The sequence below is a fragment of the Nitrobacter vulgaris genome (assembly GCF_031453995.1).
Classification (GTDB): Bacteria; Pseudomonadota; Alphaproteobacteria; order Rhizobiales; family Xanthobacteraceae; genus Nitrobacter; species Nitrobacter vulgaris.
Window position 1 is genome coordinate 62,109 of sequence record NZ_JAVDPZ010000019.1, and the last position, 12,345, is coordinate 74,453.

Below are 12,345 nucleotides of genomic sequence, written 5' to 3' on the forward strand. Positions count from 1 at the left end.
CTCCTCCGGTGCAGCTTCGAGGAGGACGACCATGCCCGTGCTTTCACGCAGAAACTTCATTGCCAGCGGTGCGGCTCTTGCAACAATTCCGCTGCCGGCCTGGGTTCATCAAGCGCACGCACAACCAGCTACCGTCCTGACTCGGTACGAGGCGACAAGCCCGCAGGGACAGGAAATGCTAGAAAAATATGCCCGAGCCGTCGCCAAGATGATGGCGCAGACACCGGAGGCCAGTCCGTTATCTTGGCTGTTCCAATGGTACACGCACTCGGTCGATCCCACTAAGGGAATGGCGGCAGAGGTCGCACGGCTTTATTCCGGGGCGCCGCCGAACGATCCGAGCCGGCTTCTCGCGCTCGCGACGTGGAATACATGCCAACCGCATCAGGCGAACGGACTACCACAGCAACAGCGAATGTTCCTCCCATGGCATCGCATGTACGTCTATCTCTTCGAGCGGATCATCCAGAAACAGCTCAACGACGCCACCTTCACGCTTCCATATTGGGACTACACGACCGACGGAAAGAAGGCGATCCCTGAACAGTTTCGCAGACCGAATGATCCTTTGTACAAGGTGCTCTTCCGCGCAAATCGCAACGACGGCTCCATTCCTGGCACGGCCAATGTGAATGGAGGGCAGCCCATCGATCAGGATGCGGATGCGCCGTTAAATCTTGATGCGCTTGCCCGACGGGATTTCGACATAAAAGGTGTCGCGCTCGGTTTTAGCGCTGATGTTGAGAGGGGGATTCACGGCGATGTCCACGTGCTCGTCGGAAACACTTCGAACATGGGCAGCGTGCCATGGGCAGCGCGGGACCCGATCTTCTGGCTCCATCACTGCAACATCGACCGTATGTGGTGGAGTTGGAATAAGGCGGGGCGAAAGAACCCGACCAGTACGAGTTGGCTCGACCAGAGTTTCGCGTTTGCCAACGAAAACAGCAGCCGGGTGGACCCGGTCAACCGTGACTTCGTGGAGCCCGAGGCGATCGAGGACGGTGCCTATACCTACGATCAGCCAGTACCAGTGCCGCCGCTTTCGCCGACGCCGGCTGGAGCTATGGTTGCTGCTTTTGCTCCATCGATCATCGCCCAGCAAGCGCAGCCCGGGCCTGTCAATCTGAGCGGGGCGGCGGTATCAGTGCCTCTCACGACGACTGCCGCGGTGCCGATGAGCGCGCAGATCGCGGCGGGTGGCCAAAACCAGCGAGTCTTCCTGGTCCTGCAAAATCTGCAAGCACACGCCCAGCCCGGGATCCGCTACAACGTCTATCTCGATCCGCCGTCTGGCGCTCCCTCCGGCCCGGCTTCGGGCCCCGTGGGTGCGATCAACTTCTTCGACGCCGTGGGACACGGCGAGCACGGCGGCATGGTACAGTCCGATAAGTTCTACAGCTTTGACGTGACGGACAGGGTCACTGGCGCCGCGGCGGGCAATGGCACTCCTCCGACGGTGCGCATCGCGCCCGCGGGCGCGGCGGCAGCGGACGCGCGGCCAGCGGTCGGGTCGGTTGCCCTCGTACGGCAGTAGTCTAGGCCGTCCTGTCGGCGTGGCCTGGGAGCTCGGCCAATGAACGACGACCGTATCGAGCAACTGATACTCATGTCGCGGCGCAGGTTGCGCGCTCGGGGACCGTCCCTGTCGGCGGCCGCCAGGAGGGTTCTGCGCAAGCTGGACTCGCTGGTGGATGTTCTGCACGAAACGGATCGGCTGCCTGAACTTCGCGCAGCCGTGACCCTGGCGAAGGGCGTTCGCTGCCATGTCATCGATTCGATCCGCGGAGATGGGCCCAAGCTGATTGAGGTGATCAGGCGGGATATTCCAGCTTTTCGGGCGGCATTCCCCGAGCTTGACTTGGTTCCGGTCGTTCATTACCGGCCTGCTTTGGCCCCTCGGCCTGCAGCGCTCTCTGTGGCTACTGATTCTGGAAGCGTAGGTTCGCTTTCTCTCAGGATCGTCGATGGGCTGACGGGACGCCCCGTTCAAAACGCTCAAGTCGTGGCTCTTACGAATTTCGCGACCCGGGAGGGGCGGAATGGCGTATCCGACGAGGACGGACTGGCTCTGCTCGCGTTCGAGACCATGCCGGTGCGGCTTGAGAGGCTCTACGTATACCCGCCACTCGCCGGGTATTGGGGGCTTTTTCAATCCGACTTCGTGCTCAACGATGGAGCGACCCTCTCTTTGCAGCCGATCGATTTGACGCGCGCCGACAGCCTCAGACACTTCTTTCCAAGCGCTAAAGCTGACACCGGTGCCGGTGCCGGCGTCACCGTCGGAGTCATTGATGGTGGTGTCGGGCCTCATGCAGACCTGGTCTGCGAGGGCGACGCGGACAACGGCTCCGGGCACGGCACTCACGTGGCCGGAATCATTGCGAGCCGGGGCACGGCCCCGGCGGGAGTTCGGGGCATTGCCCCCGGCGCTCGGATTCGAAGTTACCGGGCGTTCGGCTCAGCGGGCGGTCTTGCATCCAATTTCTCGGTTGCAAAGGCGATCGACGCCGCGGTTCGTGACGGCTGCGACATCCTCAACATGAGTTTTATTCTTGAAGATGGTGTTGAAGATCCGGCTGTGCGCACCGCGATTGAGGATGCACGCGAAGGCGGGGTGCTACCGGTTGCAGCTACGGGGAACTCGTTTCGCCAAAGCGTGGGATTTCCGGCGCGCGACTCGCTCTGCCTTGCGGTTTCAGCGCTAGGCCGAAGAGGAACCTTTCCGGATGAGTCGGTCGAGGCGGCCGACGTGACGCCGCCGTTTGGTCTTGATTCCGACGACTACATCGCCGCGTTCTCCAACGCGGGCCTCGAGGTGGACCTCACAGCACCGGGGGCTGGCGTGGTCTCAACAGTGCCGGGCGGGTACGGAGTGTTGAGTGGGACCTCGATGGCCTGTCCGGTTGTTAGTGCAATGGCGGCACGGATGCTTGCCCGCAACGCAGACGTCCTCAGCATGCCTCGGAGGTCAGAGCGTTCGACGCGGCTTGCGCAGCTAGTGTTAGGCGCGGCGGCCTCGCTCGGCTTCCCTGCCGATCTGCAGGGGGCTGGGATACCGTATGAAGGAGGCGACGCGTAAGGTGGTCGTTTTTATTCTAAGGCAACGAGGCCCGGGGCCGCTACCCGATCAGGTGGTCGAAGTGGTGAAGAATCACCCTGGCCTTCAAATCATTGAACGCTCGACGAAGATGTTGCGGGTCGAGGGCACCAGCGAAGATTTACAGGCTGTAACGGACGGACAACTTGGGCTGCAATTTTCAGAGGAGCGGCAATATAGCCCCGTGAAGCCGTTCCAGGAATCTGCACGGCCTCCGAGACGCAAGCCTTGATCGTCATTCACGAGGTCAGTCACCCTATCGCGAGACGGCATGCAGCTGTGGCAACAGGCATGAAGGATGGAAGGCTCATACAATAATAAAAAGGCTTTGAACTGGTCATTCGCTTTCGAGATAAGATGCCGTACATCCTCTGCATTTGTCCACCATCCGAGCGTACGGGCAGGAGTTCACGACGCTCAGGGCGACGGGTCGGGATCGCTGGCCGCAAAACGATCTCATCATCTCCCTGCAGCCGAGAAGGGAGTCAGACTTTAGAACCCGATCACATATTTCTATTTCGGCTATAAGGAGATGCGAGATGGCGATCACAGCCGACCAAGTTACTTTCGATACGCCTGCGGTTGAGTTTCGGCTTCCAGCGACTGACGGCAAGACTTACGGACTGGACGACCTTGCGGGCCAAAAGGGCACCGTCGTCGTCTTCATCTGCAACCATTGCCCCTACGTCAAAGCGGTGATCGACCGCATGGTTGCCGACGCGCGGGTGCTGATGTCTGAGGGCGTTGGTTTTGTGGCGATTTGTTCGAACGATGCGGCGAACCGTCCCGAAGATTCATTTGAGAATATGCAGCATTTCGCCAAGGCTCATGGTTTCCCATTTCCTTATCTGCACGACGAGACACAAGCGGTCGCGCGGGCGTATGGAGCGGTGTGTACGCCGGACTTCTTTGGTTACAGCGCCGACCGCAAGCTCAAGTACCGGGGTCGCCTCGACGAAGGCCGCAAAACTGCGCCCCGCGCGGAGGCGCCCCGAGAGCTCGTCGAGGCCATGCGCGCGATTGCGAGGACCGGTGTGGCACCAGCTGATCAAAATCCGTCCCTTGGCTGCTCGATCAAATGGAAGGATGCATAAGCCGAGCGCTGTCATCGAGCCGCACCAGCTACGCGGTTCGAAGTCAGGCGAGCATAGACATGCCGTCCGCGCGGGTCGCTTTCGTACGACTCCAAACCGCCTCGCGCTACCAGTTGAAGCGACTCATCGGGTTAATAAGCAAACTAAACTGTGCAACCATTGGGCGAGACGCTCGTCTACAACGTATTCGATTATCCGAACCGTCCCGGGCTCTCCCATCTTGCGCTCAGAGCGAGTCTCAGCTTCATTCAAGCGGCAGGCTGTTTTCAATCGTTTTTTTAGTTGGCATGAACCCATGGGAACTGTGATTGGACTACTACCGGTGACGCCTTCGATCGATCAATTCGCCCGGATAATTTCGAATGTTGCTGCCCCGGCATTTCTACTCGGTGCGGTCGCGTCCTTCATCTCCGTCGTGATATCGCGCATCAATCGCGTGATCGACCGATTGCATTTCATCCACAGTATCCCTGATGACGACGTTTCGCGACTTCACTTTCGAAGTGATTTGCCTCGGCTCAGGCGTCGCGCTGTCCTTTTGAACCGATCGCTCTTCTGCTCGATCCTGGCCGCAATCACGACCGCTCTGATCATTTTCGGAGCATTCGTCAGTGCGTTTCTTCATCTCCGGCACGAGTATGGAATCGCGCTCTTGTTCATGGCCGCCATGATCCTGTTCAGTGTTTCATTAGTTGATCTGGCCCGCGAGACCAGACTGGCTCTCCACGAGGTCGACCTTTACCGGTAAGCTGCAATTTGAACTTGGCGGTAGGCATCGCAGCATTCTGAACGCGTTACAATGACCATGTCTCCAAAGACTCGCGCGTCGGCCGAACGAGATGCGGGGGACTGCACGAATGGTCAGTCACTGCATTTGAAGCGGGTCGATCCTCATCCGAGTGCTTTCTGAAAGGAAGCTTATTTCGGAGAGTGAGTCATCTTGCAAGGTCGTCCGGTGTAAGCATCACCGACAGCTTCGAACCTGTTCACACTCGATTGCATTGACTTAGATCAAGGCAGTTGTTCGGGCGCTATCATAATCCATCTCGCGCTTTGTTGCTTTGTGGCAGAGGAAACGAAGGTATGACAATGCTTACACACCAGGTTACGGGGACGCTTCTCGCGGTCCTCCTGTTCACGATTTCCGCATCTCAAGAATCCAAAGCTCAAGCCGGTGCGCTTGCTGCCTGCAAAGCAGACGCGGCCAGAATATGTCCTGGCATAGAGCCAGGCGGTGGCAAAATAATTCAGTGTCTTAAGCAACATAAGGACGACGTGACCATCGGTTGTGCGAAGGAGTTGAAATCGATCAAAGCTAAGATGGGTAAGTGACGGATACGCCGAAATGTCATGGTTCACGAAGGGGAGATGATCCGCAGGCACATGCCCTGACCCCGAAAAAAGTTTGTTGTGCAATTTTGAAAAACTTCGATATATATCGTTGAATACGACGATGGACATGCTCCCTCCGTCCGTATTCGCCGCAAGGCGATTGTGACCCGGTTTCGGGCCACTAGCGTTCCCAAGACTTCCCGCGCTGTTCATCTCGGTGGATGGCGCGGCTTTCTTTGTGATACTCTGGAGAAGAGAATGTCGACAGGTACAGTAAAGTGGTTTAACGGCCAAAAGGGCTATGGATTTATCCAGCCGGATGGTGGCGGCAGTGACGTGTTCGTGCACATCAGCGCTGTTCAGCGCGCCGGATTGAACAGTCTTGGCGAAGGTCAAAAGGTGTCTTTTGAAGCCAAGACCGATGAGGCGCGTGGTAAGGTGAGCGCGGAGAATTTGTCTCTAAGGTGAGAACAAATCTACGGATGCATTGTACTGAGGGTAGCTCGTCGGTTTCAACATTGGATGAGCTTCACCCCCTGGATCGGTTGAATATGCGCATCGGCGAACTCCAAACGCTTTTGTGTCGCATTGGGTAATCGTCACGGCCTGCCGTACTCCAATTGTCCGCGCATGCATTATTGGGGATGGCGAGACATTTGGCACGGGTTGTCGGCTGGCGGTCGCGGCGCTTCTAGTAGATATTAGACGAAACGGGAAAAGCCGACTTCTGTTTTTGCCAAATTGTTCAGGATGACAGATAGAGCGGGTCAGCAGGCGTCTGGTCTGCGATATCTGCTCAGTCGGATCTCGACCTAGATGCCCGACCAGCCAGCCCTTATCTTCTCCTCACACGGTCAGGATCACATTGGATTTACGTGAGAGCATCCTGACGGATTCATTCTTTGGCGAAGTGGCGCTTGCATCCAACGATCATAGCCCGCTCAGTGCGGACGTTTAACTCCGCTGATGGCGGGACACTCCCTTTTCAACGCAGCTTTGGCTGACACGCTTAGCGATAGAAAATTGACGTTACAAATGATAATGTTGAAGACTCATCTTCTGGGCGCATTGAGTGTGAAATGCCGGCCTCATCCAACAGAGCATTACCCTCACTGATTTTGCGGATCGATCTCGATCCAGAGTGCCGCATTGGACCCGGAAAAATTCAGCTCCTTGAAAGCATACAGACTTGCGGCTCAATTTCGGCCGCTGGACGTGCCATGGACATGTCCTACAAGCGCGCGTGGGATCTCGTCGATGAAACAAATCGCATCTGCCGGCAGGCGGCAGTCGCGCGGCAGACCGGCGGCAAGAACGGTGGCGGCGCGGTCCTGACCCCCTTCGGGGTCGCCCTGGTCGCTCGCTATCGCAAGATAGAACGCGATGCCGCCAGCGCGGTCCACAAGGAACTCGAGGCGCTGCGAAACGACATCCGGCATCCGAAGAAAAGCACGGAACGAGACAGGGACGTCAAAGCCCGTTGACTTGGCTGCGCTCTGATGCCCGAGCGGCCCAGTTTTCTACCGCACCCCAGACGGCTCACCGCCGTTTTGCGTGGCGAGCACGTCGGCACGATCATTCACACTGGTGCACTCAGGTCTGGTTTCAATTCCAGAGTATTGATCTGGTATCGGAAAAACGGGTCGGAGCATTTGCTCCGGCCGCTTGTATTTGAATGAGTGTGTCGCTGATTTCGAAGCCGCGGCTTTGCCAACGCATCGGTTTCGCTGACATAGCGAAGCGGCAGCTTCAAAACGGCATGCAAATTGATGGCGACTAAGTCCGTATAATATCGCCATACCGCAGGTCTCCCAAGCGGTCGGACCTTTCGTCAAGTTTCGTCTCTGCGTAGGAGTAGAGGCAGAGCCTTTGGCGTTTAACAAATGCGGAAGCTCTCTCCTATCGAGAATCTTACCTTTTGAGGTGCTGTCATTTAGATCGCGGCACGTCATGCTGAGTCAGCGCCGACCTATTGCAAATTAGATTAAAGGGCCGGTCCGCATCCGAAGGTTGCTTAAACCCGTCGCGCAACTTCTCAATTGACTCGCATGATTTTGAGGGTATGCGATATAATTATATGAATATATCGCATCCAAATTGAATTCATCACATCTTTTAGGAGCGGCATCGGGTGGCAATCGCTGCCCGGACGCTCGATGGGTGAAAGGGAAACTTATGTCCAGAAATGTCTTAAATAATATCGCGCGAGAAGCGGGATACGCCAAAACTCGGCGACTGGTGGAGTTCGGCCACAGCCATCGGCGCTCTTGCCGCAACCTCTGCAGGGGCGGCGACCTGCTTGCCGACAGTCGCGCCGCCCGTTGCCACCATTGCCGTGGCGTCAAATTTCTTCGAGCCTGCAAAAGATTTACGTGCGGACTTCACGGCCTCGAGGCAGCCCGGCTTCGGAAAGGTCATCCGCATCTGTCATGGCTCGACCGGTTCACTCCCTGCAGCAGGACATAGTTCGAGCCGGTGAATTCAACATAGACGTAATCCGGGGTGCCTGACTTGATTGGCGCGATGCCGGGACAGATTTGGGCCTTCGAGAAGGCATTCGGATCGATTCAGGAGTCCCCGCTCAGGATACCATTGGTACTGATCTCCTCGATTTCATGCTGAATAACGTCAGCGGTACCTACTGGCCGACTTTCCTTACTAACCATTGCTACGGCCAGATCTAGCGACGCCTTGTTCCGCGCGGCCTGTCCAGACCTGAAAGGCAGACCTTGCCGCGGACTGCGCGGAACTCGAAAGACAAGCCTCTGATAAGGTCGGTGACCGCTCCGGGGTTCTGCAAGACGCGAGGCAGGCGCCAGCCCACAACGGGCTGGCGTTTATGTTTTCAACCATCGCCTTCGAGCGCATCTTTTTCTATCGCACCGTCGACCCGAAAGCCTTCGCTAGCATCAAGGCTCTGGAACTGAAATTGACCCAGCGGCTGTTCGTCGTCGCCTCGGTCGCCTCCAACGCGCCCTATATCGGGCTGCTCGGCACCGTGCTCGGCATCATGCTGACCTTTTACACGTTGGGCCTCGATACCTCGATCGACACCAGCAAGATCATGATCGGTCTGGCGCTGGCGTTGAAGGCCACCGCTGCCGGCCTGATCGTCGCGCTGGTCTCGGTGGTGATTTACAACGCGCTGCTGCGCAAGGCGAAAGTGATGATGCTGGAATGGGAGATCGCTCGGGAGAGCGCTCATGGATGAAGAGCCTATCGACACCCTCAATGTCATCCCGTTTGTCGACATCATGCTGGTGTTGCTGACCATCGTGCTGACGACCGCGAGCTTCATCGCCACCGGCCGCATTCCGATCGCGTTGCCGCAGACCGCGCATGCCGAGACCAACAAGCAGAAGGACAAGACGATTGAGCTGACCGTCGGCGGTGCGATCTATTTTGACGGCGAGCAGGTCACGAAGGACACGCTGGCTGAGAAGGCGAAGGACTTGGCGCCGGAGACTTCGTTCCTGATCCGGGCCGACCGTGCGATCCAATTCCAGCAGTTCGTCGACGTCACCGATGTGCTCAAGCAGCTCAAGTTCACCAGGGTCGCGGTGCAGACCCAGAACGCGGCCAAATGACATGATAGCGGGCAGTCGTTTGAGCGTTCATCGTCGTGCGTCGCGAGAGAGATCATGAATCGGGCGCTGAAGTTCACGATCTGGCACGGCATGGCTGTTTCGCTGGCGCTGCATTCGGCGGTGGCGCTGCCGTTTGTCGTGAACAGTTTGACGCCGCCGCCCGACGACGCCGAGATGCTCGTCGTGGAGTTAGAGGGCGAGATTTCCGATACGCAGGTCGAGGAAAAAGTGGCGCAAGCGCCGCCTGATCAGCCGCAGCCACAACCGACGCCGCCGCAGGAGGAGCCACCGCCCGAGCCGCAGGAGGATGAAGGCTCCAAGCCGCCGGAGCCACAACCGCAGATCTCCGCGCCGCAACCGCCGGCTCCTCCACAGGTGCACCAGGTGCAGGATCCCGACGAACAGCAGAAGGCGCAGATTCTTAAAGCCGAGCGGGATCTCGAGGCGGACCGCCTACGCAAATATGTCAAGCGCCTGACCAAGAAGGTCCAGGCCCATCTGGTATACCCAGACGAAGGCCGCGGAGCCGGTCTGCATGGCAATGCGAGAGTGTCCTTCACGCTCGCTCCTAGCGGGCAGATCAAGCCCGGCACGCTGGCGATCGCGGAAAGCAGCGGCCAGTCGAAGCTCGATGCCAGCGCGCTCGCGACCGTCCGCGCCAGCGCACCCTTCGAACCGCCGCCAAGCGAGATGAATGTTGCCTTCGTCGTCGGTTACGGGAAGAAGAACTAGGTAGCCTGCCAGGCCCTTGGACTAGCAAGGCCACAAGTGAAAGGTGATCGTTGGCTCTAACCCATCGATCTGAACCCTGCATAATTTTCAACTCGAGTCGGTAGAAGCAAAAGCCTGAGCGATTCTTCCCGTCAATATGCTGATGAGAATGGTCGCTTCGTTCCCGAGGCTTTCTCTGAGACTTCTATTAAACCGGTACGGATGATCGCGACGGCGTCTCTGATCCTGCTCGGTCTTGCGTGTGTCTGGCTCGCATGGATTGACCTGCGCGAAGGCATTATTCCCGACTGGCTCAATCTGCTGATCGCCGCGATCGGTTTGGTGCGGATGGCGGCGCTCGCGGGCTGGGTGCCCGCGGTCGCTATGCTTTGCGAGGGCATCGTTATCGGCGCGATAGTCTGGCTGTTGCGTTGGCTCTATTTTAAGTGGCGCAAGTTTCAGGGACTTGGACTCGGCGACGTCAAGTTGCTTGCAGCTTCCGCCGTTTGGATCGGCATTGTCGGCATACCGACTCAGCTTCTGATCGCCTCGGGCACCGCGCTTGCGGCGGCCGGACTCATGAGGCTTTCGAAGCGGCCGGTAACGCGGTTAACGGCGCTGCCGTTTGGTCCGTTTCTCGCGTTCGGTCTGCTTGCGGTGATCCTTCTGCAGCAACAAGGCTGACCGTTTCCGGAAACGGTTGTGTTCCAATTTAACGCGGAGATGTCGGCTGAGACCGCGGCTGGTTGTCGGCACGTGCCTTCGTGGTCGCGGCGGCGGCGTTTGCGGGCGGTTGCGCGCTTGCTTTAATAGTCCCCGGTTGCGGCAGGCTCAGGATCGCGCTCTGATCGCCGTGTGTCAGCGTTACCTTGCGGCCTTGCACCGAGCGCAGCTTCCAGCCCTGGAAATCGTCGCCGATTTTCAGGCGGAGAGACGCGCGAGTCTCGGAGTTAATAAAAACGCCCAAACTCGTATCCTCGCCGACCACCGTTCCGACCAGCGACAATTGCGGGCTTTCCGCACGGGGTGGTGGAGGGGGCGCTTTCGCTTTCGCATCTGCCGGAGATGCCACGGCGGCCCGGGCTGGTCGGCGCGTTTGCGAGAAGACCGGTCGCTGGCGCGTATGGGTGAGTGTCGCGAGCGGGATAGCCCAAAGCGGATTGGCGCTCGGCGTGCGCTCCTCCGTCGCTTGAGGAGGTGGTGGCGGCCGCACAACCGTCGGCGCTGACGGAGCAGGCTGATCCCAGAGCGAGCGCGCTGAGGATGCATTGTCTCGGCGCGGCTTATCCAGATCGATGTCGTCGACGTCCGATTGCAACGCGCGAGTCGAAGCCGGAATACCAAACCCCAGCAAAAGCAGCGTGAGTATCACGGCGATTTTGCGCGGCGACGTCATTTTGCGCCTCGCCATTGTCCGGATAACGGCATCCCTCTGCTTGACGAAATCCAGGGGTTTGGAGACGCTTTCGCGCACCAGCGCAAGAAAGGCACCCGCACTGAATTAATTATTTTCATCCGTCCGCAGATTATCCGCGACGGCACCGATGCGCATCACGTCGCAGAGGAACTGCGCACGAAATTGCGCGGCAGTGTGGGAGCGAGCATTGATGACCTTCGCGTTCGCACCGTCCACTAATATTGTGACGCGTGGGCCAAAGCCGTCGCAGCGATTGGCTTTGGTGGCGAGCTTCGTTCTGTTCGCCTGCTGTCTCATGCCGCTGCGGGCCGCCTCGGCTGATGCGCTAACGCGGCCTATTCACGGGGTGATTATGTCAGCGCTGTCCGGATACTGACGCCGCTGGCCCTGCGGAGCAATGCCAAGCGCAGGTCCTTCTTGGCTTTATGTACGAAAACGGCTACGGCGCGCCGCAGGCCTATGACGCCGCAGTTGATCTATACCTCGACGCGGCGATCCAGGGTAATCCATTCGGGCAGGGCATGCTGGGTTTGATGTATGACAAAGGCCACGGCGTGCCGCGGGATGTCGTGCTGGCCTATAAATGGCTGAATCTGGCGGCTGCCCATGCTCCACGGCGCGAGCGTGACTACTACCTGCGACTTCGAAACGCCGTGGCCTCCAAAATGTCGCCTGCGCAGATTCACGAGGGGCAGCGTCTCGCGCTGATCTGGGCATCGGGACGATTGTAAGCCAAGGCTCTCAATCATTTTGGGAAGGAGGCGAATGCACGATCCCGCCATTCGTATCTCGTTTGAGCTTGGCTATATTGGACGCGCGAGGACTGCATCTATCTGACTCGCGAGATCCGTGCGTTCGGCCGGAGTCGGATCTTTTGGCGTGGTATCGTTATGTCATGTTGCCGCCACGCGATGATTGAACAGGGTGATGAGCGGTCCACCCGGCAACTGCCGACCTTCTTCTATTCTGCCGCCGAAAAGGACAGATACCGGCCCACAGGCATTTGCTATTGGGCCGGCGCGGTCTTTAGAAGAAGAAGCTGGTCTGGAGATAGCCGTAGAAGGTGTCGGCTGTGGCAGGCGCGTTGGGGGCAGTCTGCAGGAA

The 12,345-nt window shown here is 58.4% G+C and carries 14 protein-coding genes and 2 pseudogenes; 14 read left to right on the top strand and 2 right to left on the bottom strand.

Going from position 1 to position 12,345, the window contains the following annotated elements; genetic code table 11:
• Positions 1-31 precede the first annotated feature (31 nt).
• The 8 genes from GGQ85_RS12725 to GGQ85_RS12760 all read left to right on the top strand — a co-directional run bounded on the left by GGQ85_RS12725 (position 32) and on the right by GGQ85_RS12760 (position 7,010).
• Positions 32-1,537, top strand: coding sequence for a tyrosinase family protein (locus GGQ85_RS12725; protein WP_309774829.1), 1,506 nt, complete (start codon positions 32-34; stop codon positions 1,535-1,537).
• A gap of 39 nt (positions 1,538-1,576) precedes the next feature.
• The gene (locus GGQ85_RS12730; protein ID WP_309774830.1) at positions 1,577-3,082 is read left to right on the top strand and encodes a S8 family peptidase; all 1,506 of its coding nucleotides are present in this window, start codon (positions 1,577-1,579) and stop codon (positions 3,080-3,082) included.
• A complete protein-coding gene (locus tag GGQ85_RS12735) occupies positions 3,063-3,332 on the top strand; it encodes a hypothetical protein (protein ID WP_079445808.1) in 270 nt (89 codons plus the stop codon). The genes GGQ85_RS12730 and GGQ85_RS12735 overlap by 20 nt, the downstream gene beginning before the upstream one ends.
• Before the next feature lie 307 nt (positions 3,333-3,639).
• Positions 3,640-4,194 carry a thioredoxin family protein gene (locus GGQ85_RS12740; RefSeq protein WP_309774831.1) on the top strand — a complete coding sequence of 185 codons (555 nt, stop codon included), beginning with the start codon at positions 3,640-3,642 and terminating at the stop codon, positions 4,192-4,194.
• 295 nt (positions 4,195-4,489) lie between these two features.
• Entirely contained in the window at positions 4,490-4,942 is a 453-nt protein-coding gene (locus GGQ85_RS12745) for a DUF2721 domain-containing protein (RefSeq protein ID WP_079445820.1), read from the top strand.
• A 341-nt stretch (positions 4,943-5,283) separates the two neighbouring features.
• Entirely contained in the window at positions 5,284-5,526 is a 243-nt protein-coding gene (locus GGQ85_RS20875) for a hypothetical protein (RefSeq protein WP_374708888.1), read from the top strand.
• Positions 5,527-5,784: 258 nt separating this feature from the next.
• The gene (locus GGQ85_RS12755; RefSeq protein ID WP_079445811.1) at positions 5,785-5,994 is read left to right on the top strand and encodes a cold-shock protein; all 210 of its coding nucleotides are present in this window, start codon (positions 5,785-5,787) and stop codon (positions 5,992-5,994) included.
• Between the two features lie 611 nt (positions 5,995-6,605).
• Positions 6,606-7,010 carry a winged helix-turn-helix domain-containing protein gene (locus tag GGQ85_RS12760; protein ID WP_309774833.1) on the top strand — a complete coding sequence of 135 codons (405 nt, stop codon included), beginning with the start codon at positions 6,606-6,608 and terminating at the stop codon, positions 7,008-7,010.
• A gap of 706 nt (positions 7,011-7,716) precedes the next feature.
• Here GGQ85_RS12760 and GGQ85_RS12765 read toward each other — a convergent pair.
• Positions 7,717-7,950, bottom strand: coding sequence for a hypothetical protein (locus tag GGQ85_RS12765; RefSeq protein WP_079445813.1), 234 nt, complete (start codon positions 7,948-7,950; stop codon positions 7,717-7,719).
• A gap of 415 nt (positions 7,951-8,365) precedes the next feature.
• On the opposite strand from GGQ85_RS12765, the gene GGQ85_RS12770 reads away from it, so the two are divergent.
• The 4 genes from GGQ85_RS12770 (at position 8,366) to GGQ85_RS12785 (ending at position 10,508) form a co-directional block, all read left to right on the top strand.
• The gene (locus tag GGQ85_RS12770) at positions 8,366-8,737 is read left to right on the top strand and encodes a MotA/TolQ/ExbB proton channel family protein (protein ID WP_079445814.1); all 372 of its coding nucleotides are present in this window, start codon (positions 8,366-8,368) and stop codon (positions 8,735-8,737) included.
• Positions 8,730-9,113, top strand: a complete 384-nt coding sequence (locus tag GGQ85_RS12775) for an ExbD/TolR family protein (protein ID WP_309774834.1) — start codon at positions 8,730-8,732, stop codon at positions 9,111-9,113. The genes GGQ85_RS12770 and GGQ85_RS12775 overlap by 8 nt, the downstream gene beginning before the upstream one ends.
• Positions 9,114-9,167: 54 nt before the next feature.
• Complete coding sequence (locus GGQ85_RS12780; RefSeq protein ID WP_309774835.1) at positions 9,168-9,845, top strand: energy transducer TonB; 678 nt, start codon at positions 9,168-9,170, stop codon at positions 9,843-9,845.
• 201 nt (positions 9,846-10,046) lie between these two features.
• The gene (locus GGQ85_RS12785; RefSeq protein WP_309774836.1) at positions 10,047-10,508 is read left to right on the top strand and encodes a prepilin peptidase; all 462 of its coding nucleotides are present in this window, start codon (positions 10,047-10,049) and stop codon (positions 10,506-10,508) included.
• Positions 10,509-10,536: 28 nt separating this feature from the next.
• Here GGQ85_RS12785 and GGQ85_RS12790 read toward each other — a convergent pair whose 3' ends face one another.
• Entirely contained in the window at positions 10,537-11,220 is a 684-nt protein-coding gene (locus GGQ85_RS12790; protein WP_309774837.1) for a hypothetical protein, read from the bottom strand.
• Between the two features lie 24 nt (positions 11,221-11,244).
• Here GGQ85_RS12790 and GGQ85_RS12795 point away from each other — a divergent pair.
• Positions 11,245-11,460, top strand: a pseudogene (locus tag GGQ85_RS12795) (secretin GspD/PilQ domain-containing protein); the annotation flags it as partial.
• A pseudogene (locus GGQ85_RS12800) lies at positions 11,432-11,972 on the top strand (tetratricopeptide repeat protein). The pseudogenes GGQ85_RS12795 and GGQ85_RS12800, both read left to right, overlap by 29 nt.
• Positions 11,973-12,345: the final 373 nt, after the last annotated feature.

Excerpts from the sequence above, each read along its gene's own strand:
- GGQ85_RS12725 (WP_309774829.1), top strand. The coding sequence starts at position 32 with ATGCCCGTGCTTTCACGCAGAAACTTCATTGCCAGCGGTGCGGCTCTT.
- GGQ85_RS12730 (WP_309774830.1), top strand. The coding sequence starts at position 1,577 with ATGAACGACGACCGTATCGAGCAACTGATACTCATGTCGCGGCGCAGG.
- GGQ85_RS12735 (WP_079445808.1), top strand. The coding sequence starts at position 3,063 with ATGAAGGAGGCGACGCGTAAGGTGGTCGTTTTTATTCTAAGGCAACGA.
- GGQ85_RS12740 (WP_309774831.1), top strand. The coding sequence starts at position 3,640 with ATGGCGATCACAGCCGACCAAGTTACTTTCGATACGCCTGCGGTTGAG.
- GGQ85_RS12745 (WP_079445820.1), top strand. The coding sequence starts at position 4,490 with ATGGGAACTGTGATTGGACTACTACCGGTGACGCCTTCGATCGATCAA.
- GGQ85_RS20875 (WP_374708888.1), top strand. The coding sequence starts at position 5,284 with ATGCTTACACACCAGGTTACGGGGACGCTTCTCGCGGTCCTCCTGTTC.
- GGQ85_RS12755 (WP_079445811.1), top strand. The coding sequence starts at position 5,785 with ATGTCGACAGGTACAGTAAAGTGGTTTAACGGCCAAAAGGGCTATGGA.
- GGQ85_RS12760 (WP_309774833.1), top strand. The coding sequence starts at position 6,606 with ATGCCGGCCTCATCCAACAGAGCATTACCCTCACTGATTTTGCGGATC.
- GGQ85_RS12765 (WP_079445813.1), bottom strand. The coding sequence starts at position 7,950 with ATGCGGATGACCTTTCCGAAGCCGGGCTGCCTCGAGGCCGTGAAGTCC.
- GGQ85_RS12770 (WP_079445814.1), top strand. The coding sequence starts at position 8,366 with ATGTTTTCAACCATCGCCTTCGAGCGCATCTTTTTCTATCGCACCGTC.
- GGQ85_RS12775 (WP_309774834.1), top strand. The coding sequence starts at position 8,730 with ATGGATGAAGAGCCTATCGACACCCTCAATGTCATCCCGTTTGTCGAC.
- GGQ85_RS12780 (WP_309774835.1), top strand. The coding sequence starts at position 9,168 with ATGAATCGGGCGCTGAAGTTCACGATCTGGCACGGCATGGCTGTTTCG.
- GGQ85_RS12785 (WP_309774836.1), top strand. The coding sequence starts at position 10,047 with ATGATCGCGACGGCGTCTCTGATCCTGCTCGGTCTTGCGTGTGTCTGG.
- GGQ85_RS12790 (WP_309774837.1), bottom strand. The coding sequence starts at position 11,220 with ATGACGTCGCCGCGCAAAATCGCCGTGATACTCACGCTGCTTTTGCTG.